Consider the following 16068-nt stretch of genomic DNA (forward strand, 5'->3'; position numbering starts at 1 on the left):
TCACTATCATCCAGCTCTTTTTTCTTTGCCACTCTTCTTCATTCCTTTCGCTTTAATAATTTTCATATCGTCCATATAGTGATACAAGTATCCATAATCACCATGATACACTTCCGCTAGAGACTTCCAAACGTATGAATAACGGTAATCACACCAACTTGAAGATGCCTTTTTTTACTTTTTCTCCTAAAGTAGAATTGGAATAGCTCGGACACTTTTTTACTAAGTTCGTTCAACTTTTTCCGATCTTGAAAGACCAACGTTCTGATTTCCTTAGGTATCGTAAAAACATATGTCTATGAGGAACATTTAAAATTATTTGCTGTTGTTTTTCTGACCAATCATCGGTGTACTTTTTACCACATTTATGACAGAAACGACTCTTACATGTAAAGCATACAAACTTTGTTTGGGAATTCTTTTCACAACCAAAACATTCATATCGAGCATATCCAAGATCCGTTGTTCCACACCTAATCGCTTTTTGAACCGTTTCTTTAATATCATCACGATATGTTTCTGGGTACGAGTTTCCATGCATTCTCCAATAACCATCAAAATGATCTTTAAGTATTTGTTTAATAACTCCACTCTTGATGTTTTTCATAGTCATTCTTCCAATTACTATTTATGTATCATAAATTATACCGGACACTTATCCACAATTCGATTATTTTATAATTTCCTAAACAACAAAAAAACAGCACGAATATTCATCCATGCTGTAAACTTCATTATGAACAACTACTTCCGTAGTGAGTGTTCTTTACATATGAACCTGTTTCACCACGTAGCACATCGCCACCAGTTGAAACAATGATTTCATCAGTGACTGTTTTAGAAATATATGAAGAAACTAATTGTAGAAGGTCATTCACATCACTTTGGGAAGACTTAAACTCTTGTACAATTGGAATTTCATCCAATTCTTTCAAAAGATTGTCCAGCTTTTCTTCTGTTTTTTTCAACGCTTCTGCTTTCCCATAATGTTGAAAGTTAACGGCTTGTTTTTGCAAGCTTTTCACACTTGCAATTTTCTCTTTGATATTTTGATTTTCGTTGATTTGCTCTTCTGCACGTTTGAAAAATTCTACCTCTTCTGTATTAGCAATCATTTGTGCAAGTTCTTTCGCTCTTGCTACAATGTCTTCTCTCGTAAACTTTTCCATATTTTATACCTCCAATGTTCTTTCTGCAAGTTCACCGTCTAGTGTCCAGGTTTTTGCTTTTGTCACTTTTACCTTAATAATCTTACCAACGACTGATTTAGGAGCTTTAAAGTTAACAAGCTTACTTTTTTCTGTGTATCCCGCTAAAACATCAGGGTTTTTCTTGCTTTCCCCTTCGACCAATACTTCCACTATCTTACCTTCATATTCTTTTAATTTCTTTGCAGAGATTTCATTTACTAGTGCATTTAAGCGTTGAAGGCGTTCTTTTTTAACCTCCATTGGAACATTATCTTCCATTTTTGCAGCTGGAGTACCTTCTCGTGGAGAATAAATGAACGTGTAAGCTGTGTCATATTCCACTTCGCGATATAATGATAAGGTTTCTTCAAATTGCTCATCAGTTTCATTCGGGAAACCAACAATAATATCTGTTGTTAATGTTGCATTTGGCATTGACTCTTTAATTTTCCTTACCAATTCTAGATATCGTTCTCTATCATATTTACGTGCCATTAATTTTAAGATTTCAGAACTACCAGATTGGACTGGAAGATGAATGTGGTCTAGTAAGTTACCACCCTTAGCCAACACCTCAATCAACCGATCGTCAAAGTCTCTAGGATGACTGGTTGTAAAACGGATACGAGGTATGTCTATTTTTCGGATCTCATCCATTAAGTCCCCCAGTCCGTAGTTCATATCCTCAAAATCTTTTCCGTATGCATTTACATTTTGTCCAAGTAACGTAACTTCCTTGTAACCTTGTGCAGCTAAGTGACGAACTTCACGAATAATATCTTCAGGACGCCTGCTTCTTTCTTTTCCTCGTGTATATGGAACGATACAATACGTACAGAACTTATCACAGCCGTACATAATATTTACCCATGCTTTAATTTCACCTTTACGGTTTTTAGGAAGATTCTCAATGACATCCCCTTCCTTTGACCACACTTCCACTACCATCTCTTTGGACATATATGCTTCCTTCAAAATGTTAGGGATACGGTGAATATTATGAGTTCCAAATATCATATCAACTTGGTCATATGTTTTTAATATTTTATTTACCACAGATTCTTCCTGGGACATACACCCGCAAACCCCAATTAGTAAATTCGGATTAGCTTTCTTTAAAGGCTTAAGATGACCAAGTTCTCCAAATACTTTATTTTCCGCATTTTCACGGATTGCACATGTATTAAGTAGAACGACATCAGCATCTTTAACAGTGTCAGTAGGCTCATAACCTAAACTCAAAAATATTCCAGCCATTACTTCTGTGTCATGTTCATTCATTTGACAGCCATATGTTCGGATATAAAATTTCTTCCCGTCCCTAAGACCTCTAAATTCTTCATCAATAGCAAATTCTTGGTAGGCTACATCTTCTTTTCCGCGTTTCTTCGCATCTTTCAGAGACGGCGGAGTATATACAGTTTGAAAGTATTGACTAAAATCCTTCTCGGATTTTTTGTCCGATGGATTTCCAATCGCTACTTGTGCATTTTCCACTCTTTGTTTCTCATTCATTATGAAAACTCCTTTCCATTAGAAAAGCGTTAGCACCTTTCAGCCAGCCTCATCTAGCATAAGACAGCTCGGCGTACATAAAAGGATGCATAAACCTTCTTTCCTAAAATGCATGGCTTTGTCCAACTTCAATTACTAATAGTTTCTTCTTATAAAAAAGACAAAAAATCTCTACACATTAACATAGTATATAATTTTATGGCTTTTTAAACAATAATTATAGACAAGATTACGGAAAAGGACATATTTTTGACACAAGAAGAGAGACACTTTATGGTGTCTCTCCTAGACTGTTGACAAACCCAAATTATTTTTAGATTTGCATTTAACTGTTGATCTTCGTTTCAGACGCTTCGCTTTCCGCGGGCGGTCCGGGAACCTCCTCGGGCTGCGCCCTGTGGGGTTTCCCATGTCCCTTCCTCCCGCAGGAGTCTGCGCGTCTTACACTACGATCAACAGGGAATTGCATTGATTTAAATAAAAATGTACCTTTGTCTACACACTGAGAGAGACACTTTATGGTGTCTCTCCTTTCAGTAATCATTTAGCTGAAAAAAATTGGTCATTGGAAATAATTGAAATCCTCAAACTCGTATAACGAATAATTGGTTTCGTTAATTGAGAAACTCAAAAGAGCATGTTAATTATTGGATAATACCTAGCTCTTTACCTGCTTTTTCAAATATATTTAATGCTTCTTGAAGCTCTTCTTTCGTATGTTGAGCCGTAACGATTGTACGAACACGGGCCAATCCTTTTGCTACAGTTGGAAACGCGATTCCTTGAGCGAATACACCATATTGAAGTAGTTTGTCAGAGAATTGATGACATAATGACTCGTCGCCTACAATCACTGGTGTTACAGGTGTTTCGCTTTCTCCTGTATTAAACCCAAGCTTCATTAATCCTTCTTTGAAGAAGTTAGCATTGTCCCAAAGCTTTTCAATTAATTCCGGTTCCTCCAATAATACTTGGATTGCTTCATCACAAGCCGCAGTAACCGCTGGCGGGTGAGAAGTACTGAATAAGAAAGGACGGCCTTTATGGATTAAATAGTCAATTAATGAACGGGAACTTGCTACATATCCACCTAACACACCAATTGCCTTACTTAAAGTTCCCACTTGTATATGTACTCTTCCATCCAGACCGAAGTGATTAACGGTACCTCTTCCATTCTTCCCGAGTACACCAGAAGCATGAGCGTCATCTACCATCACAAGGGCATCGTATTTTTCTGCTAACTCTACAATTTTATCAAGCGGAGCAATATTTCCATCCATGGAGAAGACACCATCTGTTACGATTAGTCGCTTACGATAATCAGCAGATTCTTTTAATGCACGTTCTAAATCTTCCATATCAACATGCTTGTATACTTTACGAGCAGCCTTTGTAAGACGGATACCATCAATGATTGAAGCATGATTTAATGCATCAGAGATAACAACGTCTTCAGGTGAAAGAATCGCAGAAAGCACTCCTTGGTTCGTTGTAAAACCAGATTGGAAAACAAGGGATGCTTCTGTATGTTTAAATTTCGCAAGTTTTTCTTCCAATTCTTCATGCATGGTAAAAGTACCTGCAATCGTACGAACAGACCCTGTACCTGCTCCGTATTTTTCTACTGCTTCAAGCGCCGCTTTACGGAGACGGGGATGAGATGTTAAACCTAGATAATTATTGGAGGAAAGCTGAATTACTTCCTTTCCGTTGATAACAACTTTTGATCCTTGGTCGGATTCAAGTGGTACCAATTTACGGAATGTACCTTGTTCTTTCATTTGATCTAATTCTTCTTGTAAATACTCAAAACCTTTCATGGTTATCCCTCCTAATTTTAGCGTTATGGATGTAAAACTACTTTACCACATTGACCTGAAATCATTAAATCGAAGCCTTTTTCAAATTCTTCTAATGGAAAATGATGCGTAATCATTGGTTGCACATCTACTTGACCAGATTTTAATAGTCGGGAAACCTGTTGCCATGTTGAATACATTTTCCGACCTGTTATTCCTTGTACAGTAACACCTTTAAACACGATATCATTTGTAATATCAAGCTCAACTGGACGAACAGGCAGACTTAGAATCGACACTCTTCCACCATTCGTAATCATCTTAAAGCCTTGGTTCATCGCTATTGGATGACCAGACATTTCACAAACCACATCCACACCGTGGCCTTCGGTTAAGTTCAAAACCTCATCAACAGGATTTTTTTCTTTGGCATTAATGACAGTGGAAGCTCCCATTTTCGTTGCTAGGTCTAGACGGTATTCATTTAAGTCAATAGCGATCACTTGAGATGCACCTGCTGCTTTCGCAACACCTACTGCCATGATACCAATTGGCCCACAACCAATAACCGCAACAGTTTTACCGGCAACATCTCCAGCAAGCACGGTATGCACAGCATTCCCCATCGGTTCCTGAACTGAAGCAACATCGTATGGCATCTCTTTTGGATTCTTCCAAACGTTTACTGCAGGAAGTGCGACGTACTCAGCAAAACACCCTTGAGTATCTACCCCAATAATTTTGGTATTTTTACAGATATGATAATCTCCTGTTAAACATTGCGGGCACTCGTAACATACAATATGTGTTTCCGCGGACACTTGATCACCTAACTGAACATTCGTTACTTTGTTTCCAACTTCTACAATTTCGCCAGCAAATTCATGTCCAAAGGCATATGGGGGGTTGACACGGCTTTGTGACCATTCATCCCATGTATAAATATGCACATCTGTCCCACATATTGATGTTGCCTTTACTTTTATTAAAACTTCATCCTCTTTAATTTTAGGAATATCTATCATTTGCAGCTCCGCTCCATATCCACGGTGATGCTTTATAATTGCTTTCATCTTTCCATTCACAGAGAACACTCCCTTATTAGAAAAATAATAATAATATATAATACTAGTAAAAGTGTACCATCTATAAGGTTATGTGTAAATAATGCTGTCCTCCTGAAAAGAACAAATGGCTATGTGAAATGAAAAAGTTACAATATTTTTAGTAAATATATTACTTGGAGAATAGTTTTTAGAAAACGCTTCCATTTCATTGCCTTTTAACGATAATATATGACTGCAGACTTTAGATGATTTTAATATTTATGAGAATGCCTAAATTCATTTTCAAATCATATATTTGCTCGAAAACAAAGGCCCTAGCAATTTTGCCAGGGCCTTGGTCATGTTAAGAAAGTATCCTTTTTAAAATTAGAACAGCTCCAATGACTTATGCTTTTCTAATTACATAAATTCTTTAACTAATTGATTAAACTCTTCTTTACCTAATTGAAGATCTGCTTTTGCAAGTGGATCTTCACTGAAGTTATGAATGAGATCTTGATAAGATGGCTGATTTGTATTCTGATAAATCAATCCAGTTACAAGTCCATTGTGCTCCATTAACGTTTGCATTGCTGTAACTTTATTATTTGGGTCGTATCCTTCAATATCAGCGAGTTTTGTAAGGTTTTCTTTAAACCAGTCATATGTGTTTACCTTATTATATGTAACACATGGGGAGAAAACATTAATTAAAGAAAACCCTTTATGATTGATTCCTTGTTCAATTAAAGAAGTCAAGTCCTTCAAATCTGTGGAGAAGCTTTGTGCAACAAACGTAGCTCCAGCAGTTAAAGCCATTTCCATAACAGATAAGGATGATTCAATGGAACCTTGTGGAGTTGACTTCGTTTTGAATCCTACTTCACTTCTTGGAGATGTTTGACCTTTTGTGAGGCCATATATTTGGTTATCCATTACAATATAAGTTACATCAATGTTACGGCGGATTGCATGGATTGTATGCCCCAAACCAATTGCAAATCCGTCTCCATCACCACCTGAAGCGATTACGGTTAAATCCTTGTTTGCCATTTTTACACCTTGGGCAATCGGAAGGGAACGCCCATGAATTCCATGGAATCCATAAGAGTTGATATATCCTGAAATACGACCTGAACATCCAATACCTGACACAACAGCAAGGTTCTCAGGGTCTAACCCGACATTTGCAGCAGCACGTTGAATGGCAGCTTGTACAGAGAAATCTCCACACCCAGGACACCAGTTTGGTTTTACATTATTACGAAAGTCTTTAAACGTTGCCATCTATAACAACTCCTTGCATTTTGTGTGGATTTCTTTCGGTAAGAATGGATCTCCATCATACTTCAAGATGCTACTTATTTTTTCATGGTTACCAACATTCATTTTTAAGATGCTTGCTAGTTGTCCAGTAGCATTGTATTCCACAACAATTACTTTTTTCGCAGCTTTTACTAGAGGTGCAATCTCATCTGTAGGGAATGGATGAATCAAACGTACTTGCGCATGATTAGCAGTTATTCCGTCTAATTCCAACCTTTCAATTGCTTCTTCAATTGTACCTCGAGTGGAGTTGAAACCTACTATTAACACATCAGGATTTTCATACTTTGCATTGACATAAACTGGTGTGTTAAAAGTAAGATTATCTAATTTTCTTAGTCGCTTGTCCATTTGACTTTGACGGTTTGCTGCGACCTCAGATGGTTTACCAGTTTGTTCGTGTTCTACACCTGTCACATGGTGAATGCCATTTTTCGTTCCAGGTAGCACACGTGGTGAGATTCCATCTTCTGTTACTTCATAACGTTTGAAATAAGCTTTGTCTTCTGTAGCAGGTATATCATCTGTAACAAGCTTTCCACGTCTTATTTCAATATTACTATAATCAAGAGGTTCCACAGACTGTTTCCCTAAAGAAAGTTGTAAATCAGTAAGTAATATTACAGGTACTTGGTACTCTTCAGCAATATTAAAAGCCTCTATCGTATCGTAAAATGCTTCTTGAACCGTACTAGGAGCCATCACGACTTTAGGGATTTCGCCATGTGTGCCATAGATCATCGCCATCAAGTCAGACTGCTCGATCTTCGTAGGAAGACCTGTACTTGGGCCTCCACGCTGTGTGTCAACGACTACAAGAGGTGTTTCTGTCATACCAGATAAGCCAATTGCTTCCATCATAAGCGAAAGTCCTGGTCCAGCAGAAGCAGTAAGCGTCCTAACACCTGCGTAATTTGCTCCTATTGCCATCGTACAAGCGGCAATTTCGTCCTCTGTTTGAATGACTGTACCACCAAATTTAGGAAGCTTTTTAATGAGGTATTCCATAATTTCAGAAGCAGGAGTGATTGGGTATGCAGGCATAAAGCGGGATCCTGCAGCAATGGCACCTAATGCAATTGCATCATTTCCAATCATAAACAGACGCTTTTTACCGTCTGCTTTTTCCAACTGCATTGTTTCGACACTTTCGCCTTGATCCTTAATAAATTGAACACCTGCTCGGATTGCTTCCATATTTTTTTCTACAATGGATTCACCTTTTCGACCGAAAATTTCCTGCACTACTTCACGGAAAGATTCAGCATCAAGGTCTAAAATTGCACTAGACGCACCGACAGCTACCATGTTTTTCATCAATGAAGTTCCTAATTCAGATGCAATCTCAGTAAATGGTACAGAATATAATATCGCTTTGCCATCCTCAGGGATAGTTGGTTTGAATTTTGCATCTGCAATTACGACCCCACCTTGACGAAGTTCATGGTAGTTAACATCGATCGTTTCTTGGTCAAATGCTACTAATATATCAAGGTCATCTGAAATGGAGCGAACCTGAGTCGTACTTACACGAATCTTGTTGTTCGTGTGCCCCCCTTTGATACGTGAAGAAAAATGGCGATACCCATATAGGTAATAGCCTAACCGGTTTAATGCAATAGAGAAAATTTCACCGGTACTTTCAATACCTTCCCCCTGTTGCCCTCCAACTTTCCATGAAAGTTGATTGATCATGTGCCTTACACCCCTTTAATTACGTTCATTGTCAGAATATACAGTACAATTCTCATTGTAGCACTATTCTCTTTAATAAACTATATTTCATCTACTTAAAAATAACTATTACGTGAAAGAACTACGGTATATGTACTAAACGCTTTCATTGTAGACTTATTCTTTTAAAAATACAAGCATTTGAATAAATTTAATTCTAAAAATTTGGATATTTTACCAAGATAATATTGTCCTCTTCTTTTCTATTTTTTTAAGATTATACCTTAGGATATTTATTGTAGAAATTATCGAATAAAAAGCCTTTCACATCAGTTTCCGAATAGTATTTCAACAAAGTGTTGACTAAATTATGATACTCTTTAAAACTATGTAGATTTTCCACCGTACTACTAATCCCATCAAAATCTGATCCAAATCCTATATTACGGAGACCACCAAGACTACAATAGTGTTCCACATGTTTGAGAATATCCGTTATTGTACATTTTTGTGAATCTGTTAGAAATTGCGGGACAAAAGTCACCCCTATTGCTGCATTTTTTTGTATTAACGCTTTTATTTGGTCATCTAGAAGGTTTCTTGGGTTATTACATATTTTATGGCAATTTGAGTGGGAAGCTATGATATAGTCCGCGCTCTCCATTACATCCCAAAATCCTTTTATCGATAAATGCGATACATCTGTCCATACAGAATTTTTATTGTTCTCTTCCACTACACTTTTTCCGAATTCTGTTAGGCCGGCACCTCTTGTTTCTAGAATTCCATCAGCCACTGCATTGCCATAGTTCCAAGTCAATCCAACTGACGTCACGCCATATCCGTAAAGCTTTCGAAGACGCGACAAATCAGATCCTATTGCATCGCAACCTTCCAATGTAAGGATGGCACCTATTTCATTTTCCTTCAAACTGTCTATGTCACTTTTGCTGGTTACTAGTTTCATATTAGAATATCTGTCTAGTATTTTCTTATTAAAAATCGCCACCATTTCTAACGCGACCTGAAAAGCAGACTCTCCCTTAATTTTTTCTGGCACATATATGGCAAAACATTGCACTTTAGCATTTCCCTTTTCTAGCCCTTCCCACGTAACATGCAAATGATTATTATCACTAAATGATACATCATCGTTTTCCCACATCTTCCACAATACATCACAATGCCCATCGAATATTTTCAGCTGATTTCCCTCCATTCTTACTTCATCTTTTAACATAAACAAACCTGTTTGCAAACTCAAGCAAACAGGCAAAAAATTTATTTTTTTTATCTTTCTTCGCTATTTACTCGTAATAAATAGCCTGTTGGGCATTTCTTCACACTACAATTCAAAAAATACTAAATGCAGGAAAAGAACATCTCCGGAATTACTGATAACATACCCAAAAGCAACTTAATGTACGAAAACAGCCTTTTATCTCGGCTCTACTATAAGCTTAATGGCCGTTCGTTCTTCTCCATCAATCAAAATATCAGTAAAAGCCGGAATACAAATTAAATCTACACCACTTGGTGCAACAAAGCCTCTGGCAATCGCAACAGCCTTAACAGCCTGATTTAATGCTCCCGCGCCAATTGCCTGAATCTCGGCACCACCACGTTCTCGTAAAACTCCTGCTAAAGCTCCTGCTACCGAGTTTGGGTTAGACTTGGCTGAAACCTTTAATATTTCCATTTCTAGCTCCTCCTTAACATTTGCACTATATGATGAAAGATCCATAGGTGAATGAAATGCAATAATTTCATTCCTACTATATTCAGGAGGAGAGAGATGTATTCCTTAACCTATCAGATAAATATCTAAATATTCAATCAAAGAATGGGTGGTCATCATTAATAATGATTGGCATGATTTTCTTTGCTTTCCCAGTCTTCATATCAACATCAATTAACACTGCATTTAATTGCGCTCTTCCTTCTACAACTTCAAACCTTACTGGAAGTGCTGTTATAAAACGCTTAAGAACCGCTTCTTTTTGAACCCCTAATATTCCATCATATGGGCCTGTCATCCCGACATCTGTCATGTATGCGGTTCCTTCTGGAAGAATACGGTAGTCGCTTGTCTGGACATGCGTGTGTGTACCTACTACTCCTGTTACTCTACCGTCCAAATACCACCCTATAGCCAGCTTTTCACTTGTTGCTTCTGCGTGAAAGTCAACAAAAATGAAAGGAGTACGCTTTTTGGCTTCTTCAACTAGTTGATCCGCTTTTTCAAACGGGCAATCAATCGGAGGTAAAAAGGTCCTACCTTGTAGATTGATAACTGCCAATTCCTTCCCTTCAAAAGGTAAATAAGCAATTCCTTTCCCTGGGTTTGAACTGGGGAAATTCGCAGGGCGGATCATGTATTTGGCCCCATCAATAAATTCGAAAATTTCACGATTATCCCATGTGTGATTTCCAAGAGTGACAAGATTTGCGCCAGCTTTTAAGAAGCCTTGATAGATTTTTTCCGTGATTCCTTTTCCCCCTGCAGCATTTTCACCATTCACAATTGTTACGGCAGGGTTATATTTACTTTTAAGTTTTGGTAAGTATTCGTCCACCATGCTTCTTCCTGGTGAACCTACTACGTCTCCAACAAATAATATTCTCAATATGATAATTCCTTTCTTGCGTAGGGTTCTTGTTATTAGTTTTACATATGTATGATTAGGATGCAAATGAACATTTTAGATAAAGTCATTGCATCCCTCCAAAAAAAATAAAGCGGTGCAAGCACCACTTTATTTTGCATATTCCACAGCTCTCGTTTCACGAATAACCGTCACTTTAATATGTCCTGGATAGTCTAATTCCTCTTCAATCCGCTTTCTGATATCTCTTGCTAAACGGTGTGCTTCCAAGTCATCAATTGTATCCGGTTTAACCATAATACGAACTTCACGACCTGCCTGAATGGCAAAGGACTTTTCAACACCTTCGTAGCTTTCTGAGATTTCTTCCAGCTTTTCAAGTCTACGGATGTAGTTTTCCAGCGTTTCACTTCTAGCACCAGGTCTTGCGGCAGAAAGTGCATCTGATGCAGCAACTAAGACTGCGATAATGGATGTAGGCTCGGAATCACCGTGGTGAGAAGCAATACTATTGATTACAACAGGGTGCTCCTTATACTTAGTTGCTAGCTCTACACCAATTTCCACATGACTTCCTTCTACTTCATGGTCAACCGCTTTACCAATATCATGTAACAAACCTGCTCTGCGTGCTAATGTCGCGTCTTCACCTAACTCTGCTGCCATTAAACCAGACAAGAAAGCAACTTCCATCGAATGTTTCAAGACATTTTGACCATAACTTGTGCGGAATTTCAAACGACCTAATATCTTAATCAGGTCTGGATGTAGACCGTGTACACCAACCTCAAAAGTTGTCTGCTCTCCCATTTCACGGATGTATTCGTCCACTTCACGTCTTGATTTTTCAACCATTTCCTCAATGCGTGCAGGATGGATGCGTCCATCTTGTACCAGCTTATCTAATGCGATACGTGCAGTTTCACGTCGGATTGGATCAAAACCAGATAATATAACCGCTTCTGGAGTATCATCAATAATGAGGTCAATACCTGTCAGAGTTTCAAGCGTCCGAATATTACGTCCTTCACGACCAATAATTCGCCCTTTCATCTCATCATTTGGTAAGTTAACGACGGAAACTGTTGTTTCAGCTACATGATCTGCAGCACAACGTTGAACAGCCAAGGAAAGAATTTCTCTTGCCTTTTTATCCGCGTCTTCCTTCGCTCTGTTTTCACTTTCTTTGACCATAAGAGCAATGTCGTGGGATAATTCGTTTTCAACACGTTCAAGAATGATATTCTTCGCTTCATCACGCGTTAACGCAGAAATGCGTTCTAGCTCTTCTTGCTGTTTACGCACCATATCATCCGCTTTGCTTTCTAATTCTTCAATATGCTGTTGTCTATCGTTTAAAGAATCTTCACGCCTTTCTAATGCTACTTCCCGCTTATCAAGCGATTCATCTTTTCGATCAAGATTCTCCTCTTTTTGCATTAAACGATTTTCTTGTTTTTGCAGTTCGCTTCTACGGTCCCGAATCTCACGTTCCGCTTCCGTTCGGAGCTTGTGAATTTCGTCCTTTGCTTCTAAAAGGGCTTCCTTTTTCAGTGACTCTGCTTCTCGCTTTGAATCTTCCACAATTTGATCAGCTACACTTCTGGCGCCATGTATCTTTTGTTCTGCAATGGATTTACGAACATAAAAGCCAACAACTACACCGACGATTAGGGCAAGCAAAGCGGAGATAATGATTAGCATATAATCTTCCATCATTACACCTCCTCTTGCTATGAACTTGTTTCTTGCTAGATTTCATTGTCGGCATGTACATTGTACCCGTGTGTATCAATATACAGCTCAAGGGCTTTTGCTTTTTTATAGCTCTAAAATTCTAACAATGTGTAAATTATACATACTAATTGTAAATCTGTGAAAAATTATTGTCAAGCCTGTCCTAGTAAGGATATGCCCAATATGGGAATGTAAACCTATTTATGATTGTCATTCAATTAAGGCGAGGACTCATAAAAGACCCTGTAAAGATATACAGGGTCTTAAAAAAGGCTGTTTTGCAAGCTTTGTTGTTTTTGAGAATTTTACAAAAAACTCAAAAAAAATGTTGTGCATTCGGTCTTTTTCCACTTTAGAAGTTCTTAAAATTCCAATTCTTCTTGGTTGTCCAAATCATCTTCAGGTGGAGCTGTTACTTCTTTATCCAAACCGTGGTGGTCACGAACTTGTTGGTGAATATCTTTTAATACATCTTTATTTTCTTTTAGGAATTGCTTAGCATTTTCTCTACCTTGTCCTAATCTTTCTTCATTATAAGAATACCAGGAACCACTTTTTTGAACGATATCCAAATCTGACGCCATATCAATTACTTCGCCTTCTTTTGATATCCCTTCTCCGTACATAATATCTACCTCTGCAACTTTAAATGGAGGAGCAATTTTATTTTTTACAACTTTAATTTTTGTTTTATTCCCAACAATATCATGGCCTTGCTTTAATTGCTCTGCACGACGAACCTCAAGACGTACAGAAGAATAAAATTTAAGCGCACGCCCACCAGGAGTCGTTTCAGGATTTCCAAACATAACTCCAACTTTTTCACGGATCTGGTTGATAAAGATGGCAATAGTTTTAGACTTGTTAATGGCACCGGAAAGCTTTCTTAGTGCTTGAGACATTAATCGCGCTTGAAGGCCAACGTGGGAATCCCCCATCTCTCCTTCAATCTCTGCTTTTGGTACTAGTGCGGCTACAGAATCAATAACGATAATATCAACCGCGCCACTTCTAACAAGAGCCTCAGCAATTTCTAAAGCCTGTTCACCAGTATCAGGCTGAGAAAGTAAAAGTTCATCAATATTAACACCTAGCTTTTGAGCATAAACTGGATCAAGGGCATGCTCTGCGTCGATAAAAGCAGCCTGTCCACCTTGTTGTTGTACTTCTGCAATCGCATGAAGAGCAACCGTTGTCTTACCGGAAGATTCAGGTCCATAAATTTCCACTACTCTCCCACGTGGATATCCGCCAGCTCCCAATGCTACGTCTAATGCCAAGGAACCACTTGGCACTGTGGAGATTTTACGTTCTGCTTGTTCTCCAAGCTTCATAATGGATCCCTTACCAAATTGTTTTTCTATTTGTTTTAACGCCATATCTAATGCAGCCTTACGATCGCTCACACTATTTCCTCCTTCTTATCTATGAAACTAATTTGTATCTTTTATCTATTATCTACTATTACTATACCTTTTTTCATTATCTTTGGCAACAAAAAAACGAACATCCATTCGGTTTTTTTGTGTGGCATATTTCCTTTAAAAGAATATTTTCGTATAGAGGAAATATGTTGTTCCTCTATATAAAAGAAATAGAAAAAGCTTTTTTATTATTTTTTATGTCCTATTTATAAAGTCTGTTCCAGACACCGCGTTTTCTTCGGGCATTCTGGGAGCCTCCGTGCCTTCCACTTCCATCACTTGAGTTTCCTACCTTTTGTGAAAGATAAATTATTCACGTGAGGGGATAATGATCATTTAGGAAACAATCTTTATCAACGTGGCAACTTGTCAAGGAGATGAACAGCGATGGCTTAAATAAAGCAACAATCAATCCTCATAAAATATCCCCAATGAATCTAAAAAGGGGATCGGAATGTGACCATTCTGAGCCCCTTTGTCTACAAAATTATCTCTTCAACTACTTTTTAAACAATTCTTTCAAAAGAAAGTGGCAACCGTATTTCGCTGAGCGTTGTTTAATTCCATCCCTTGTACCTACAAGTTGGATTTTATGTACAATTGTTTCTCTATCTGGTAATGCGATACCTATATAAACAGTTCCTACAGGTTGATTATCCATTGTACCTGGACCAGCCACGCCTGTGAAACTAATCCCTATATCTGTCTTTAATAGTCGCTTCACACCTTCTGCCATTTCCAATGCACATTTACTACTAACAGCACCATCTGTATCAAGTGTCTGTTTTGAAACACCAAGTACGTTTTCCTTTACATCATTCGTATAGGAGACAACAGCCCCCTCGATTACTTCAGATGCCCCTGGAAAACTTGTCAATCTTTCAGAAAACAACCCACCAGTAAGACTCTCGGCACTACTCAGTGTGTATTTGGACTGTTGTACTTTTTCAAATACAACTGAGAAGATTGTGTCCTCCTCATATCCATAAAAGAACTCACCGACTCTATTCAATATCTGCTCTTCTACCACGTTAATTAAGTGATTAGCTTTATCAATTGAGTGATGTTTAGCAGTTAGTCTTAACGTTACTTCATTATCGCCAGCAAGCGGGGCAATCGTAGGGTTGGTTTGACTTTCTATTAAATCCAAAATATCTGTCTCAAGCTGCGACTCTCCAATTCCAAAAAAGCGCAATACTCTAGAAACAATCTGTTCTTTTACACCAAGTTTATCCAGCAGAAACTCACGACCATAATGATTAAACATTGGTTGAAGCTCCTTTGGAGGACCTGGTAATAACAAATATGTAAACCCTGCTTCCGTAAGGGCCATTCCTGGGGCCATTCCATAATCATTTGCTAATATTGTAGAGCCTTCCAAAACTAAAGCTTGTTTTTTGTTATTTTCACTCATTATGCGATTGGTTTTTTGAAAATAGGCCTCGATATTAGCGAGTGCGTCATTATCCATTATAAGATTTTTATCAAGCATAGTAGCAATGGTCTCTTTTGTAAGATCATCTTTTGTCGGTCCAAGCCCTCCTGTGAGAATAAGGAGGTTTGATCGTTTTTTCGCATTTGTAATTGCTTCTTGAAGTCTAATTGGATTGTCTCCAACTACTGTATGAAAATAGACATCTATACCGATTTCAGCTAGTTGCTTTGACAAAAACTGAGCGTTAGTATTACAAATCTGACCTAGTAATAATTCTGAGCCAACTGCTATTATCTCACTTTTCCAAGTCATT

General features: G+C 38.0%; 12 protein-coding genes and 1 pseudogene. All 13 read right to left on the minus strand.

Features of this window, described 5'->3' with window-relative positions; genetic code table 11:
• Positions 1-125 precede the first annotated feature (125 nt).
• A pseudogene (locus LRP81_RS23430) lies at positions 126-607 on the minus strand (transposase zinc-binding domain-containing protein); the annotation flags it as partial.
• Positions 608-734: 127 nt separating this feature from the next.
• Positions 735-1169, minus strand: a complete 435-nt coding sequence (locus LRP81_RS02025) for a RicAFT regulatory complex protein RicA family protein (protein WP_230499580.1) — start codon at positions 1167-1169, stop codon at positions 735-737.
• Between the two features lie 3 nt (positions 1170-1172).
• Positions 1173-2705, minus strand: a complete 1533-nt coding sequence (gene miaB / locus LRP81_RS02030) for a tRNA (N6-isopentenyl adenosine(37)-C2)-methylthiotransferase MiaB (RefSeq protein WP_230499581.1) — start codon at positions 2703-2705, stop codon at positions 1173-1175.
• A 644-nt stretch (positions 2706-3349) separates the two neighbouring features.
• On the minus strand, positions 3350-4528 hold the full coding sequence (locus LRP81_RS02035; protein WP_230499582.1) for a glycine C-acetyltransferase: 1179 nt from the start codon (positions 4526-4528) through the stop codon (positions 3350-3352).
• 23 nt (positions 4529-4551) lie between these two features.
• Positions 4552-5592, minus strand: a complete 1041-nt coding sequence (gene tdh / locus LRP81_RS02040) for an L-threonine 3-dehydrogenase (protein WP_230499583.1) — start codon at positions 5590-5592, stop codon at positions 4552-4554.
• Between the two features lie 381 nt (positions 5593-5973).
• The gene (locus LRP81_RS02045; protein WP_230499584.1) at positions 5974-6840 is read right to left on the minus strand and encodes a 2-oxoacid:ferredoxin oxidoreductase subunit beta; all 867 of its coding nucleotides are present in this window, start codon (positions 6838-6840) and stop codon (positions 5974-5976) included.
• On the minus strand, positions 6841-8574 hold the full coding sequence (locus tag LRP81_RS02050) for a 2-oxoacid:acceptor oxidoreductase subunit alpha (protein ID WP_317987025.1): 1734 nt from the start codon (positions 8572-8574) through the stop codon (positions 6841-6843).
• A 256-nt stretch (positions 8575-8830) separates the two neighbouring features.
• A complete protein-coding gene (locus tag LRP81_RS02055) occupies positions 8831-9811 on the minus strand; it encodes a dipeptidase (protein ID WP_399206964.1) in 981 nt (326 codons plus the stop codon).
• A gap of 180 nt (positions 9812-9991) precedes the next feature.
• Positions 9992-10252: a stage V sporulation protein SpoVS gene (spoVS, locus tag LRP81_RS02060; RefSeq protein WP_010193268.1), complete on the minus strand. Its 261-nt coding sequence runs from the start codon at positions 10250-10252 to the stop codon at positions 9992-9994.
• A gap of 133 nt (positions 10253-10385) precedes the next feature.
• Positions 10386-11180 carry a TIGR00282 family metallophosphoesterase gene (locus LRP81_RS02065; RefSeq protein WP_230499585.1) on the minus strand — a complete coding sequence of 265 codons (795 nt, stop codon included), beginning with the start codon at positions 11178-11180 and terminating at the stop codon, positions 10386-10388.
• A gap of 129 nt (positions 11181-11309) precedes the next feature.
• The gene (gene rny / locus LRP81_RS02070) at positions 11310-12875 is read right to left on the minus strand and encodes a ribonuclease Y (protein WP_230499586.1); all 1566 of its coding nucleotides are present in this window, start codon (positions 12873-12875) and stop codon (positions 11310-11312) included.
• Between the two features lie 383 nt (positions 12876-13258).
• Positions 13259-14302, minus strand: coding sequence for a recombinase RecA (gene recA, locus LRP81_RS02075; protein WP_230499587.1), 1044 nt, complete (start codon positions 14300-14302; stop codon positions 13259-13261).
• Between the two features lie 517 nt (positions 14303-14819).
• Entirely contained in the window at positions 14820-16067 is a 1248-nt protein-coding gene (locus LRP81_RS02080) for a competence/damage-inducible protein A (protein WP_230499588.1), read from the minus strand.
• Position 16068: the final 1 nt, after the last annotated feature.

Origin of the sequence: Sutcliffiella rhizosphaerae (genome assembly GCF_917563925.1) — a bacterium.
Taxonomy (GTDB): Bacteria; Bacillota; Bacilli; order Bacillales; family Bacillaceae_I; genus Sutcliffiella_A; species Sutcliffiella_A rhizosphaerae.

What these genes read in the sequence shown, in the direction of transcription:
- LRP81_RS02025 (WP_230499580.1), bottom strand. Translation starts at nt 1,169, where the DNA reads ATGGAAAAGTTTACGAGAGAAGACATTGTAGCAAGAGCGAAAGAACTT.
- miaB (WP_230499581.1), bottom strand. Translation starts at nt 2,705, where the DNA reads ATGAATGAGAAACAAAGAGTGGAAAATGCACAAGTAGCGATTGGAAAT.
- LRP81_RS02035 (WP_230499582.1), bottom strand. Translation starts at nt 4,528, where the DNA reads ATGAAAGGTTTTGAGTATTTACAAGAAGAATTAGATCAAATGAAAGAA.
- LRP81_RS02045 (WP_230499584.1), bottom strand. Translation starts at nt 6,840, where the DNA reads ATGGCAACGTTTAAAGACTTTCGTAATAATGTAAAACCAAACTGGTGT.
- LRP81_RS02050 (WP_317987025.1), bottom strand. Translation starts at nt 8,574, where the DNA reads ATGATCAATCAACTTTCATGGAAAGTTGGAGGGCAACAGGGGGAAGGT.
- spoVS (WP_010193268.1), bottom strand. Translation starts at nt 10,252, where the DNA reads ATGGAAATATTAAAGGTTTCAGCCAAGTCTAACCCAAACTCGGTAGCA.
- rny (WP_230499586.1), bottom strand. Translation starts at nt 12,875, where the DNA reads ATGGAAGATTATATGCTAATCATTATCTCCGCTTTGCTTGCCCTAATC.
- LRP81_RS02080 (WP_230499588.1), bottom strand. Translation starts at nt 16,067, where the DNA reads ATGACTTGGAAAAGTGAGATAATAGCAGTTGGCTCAGAATTATTACTA.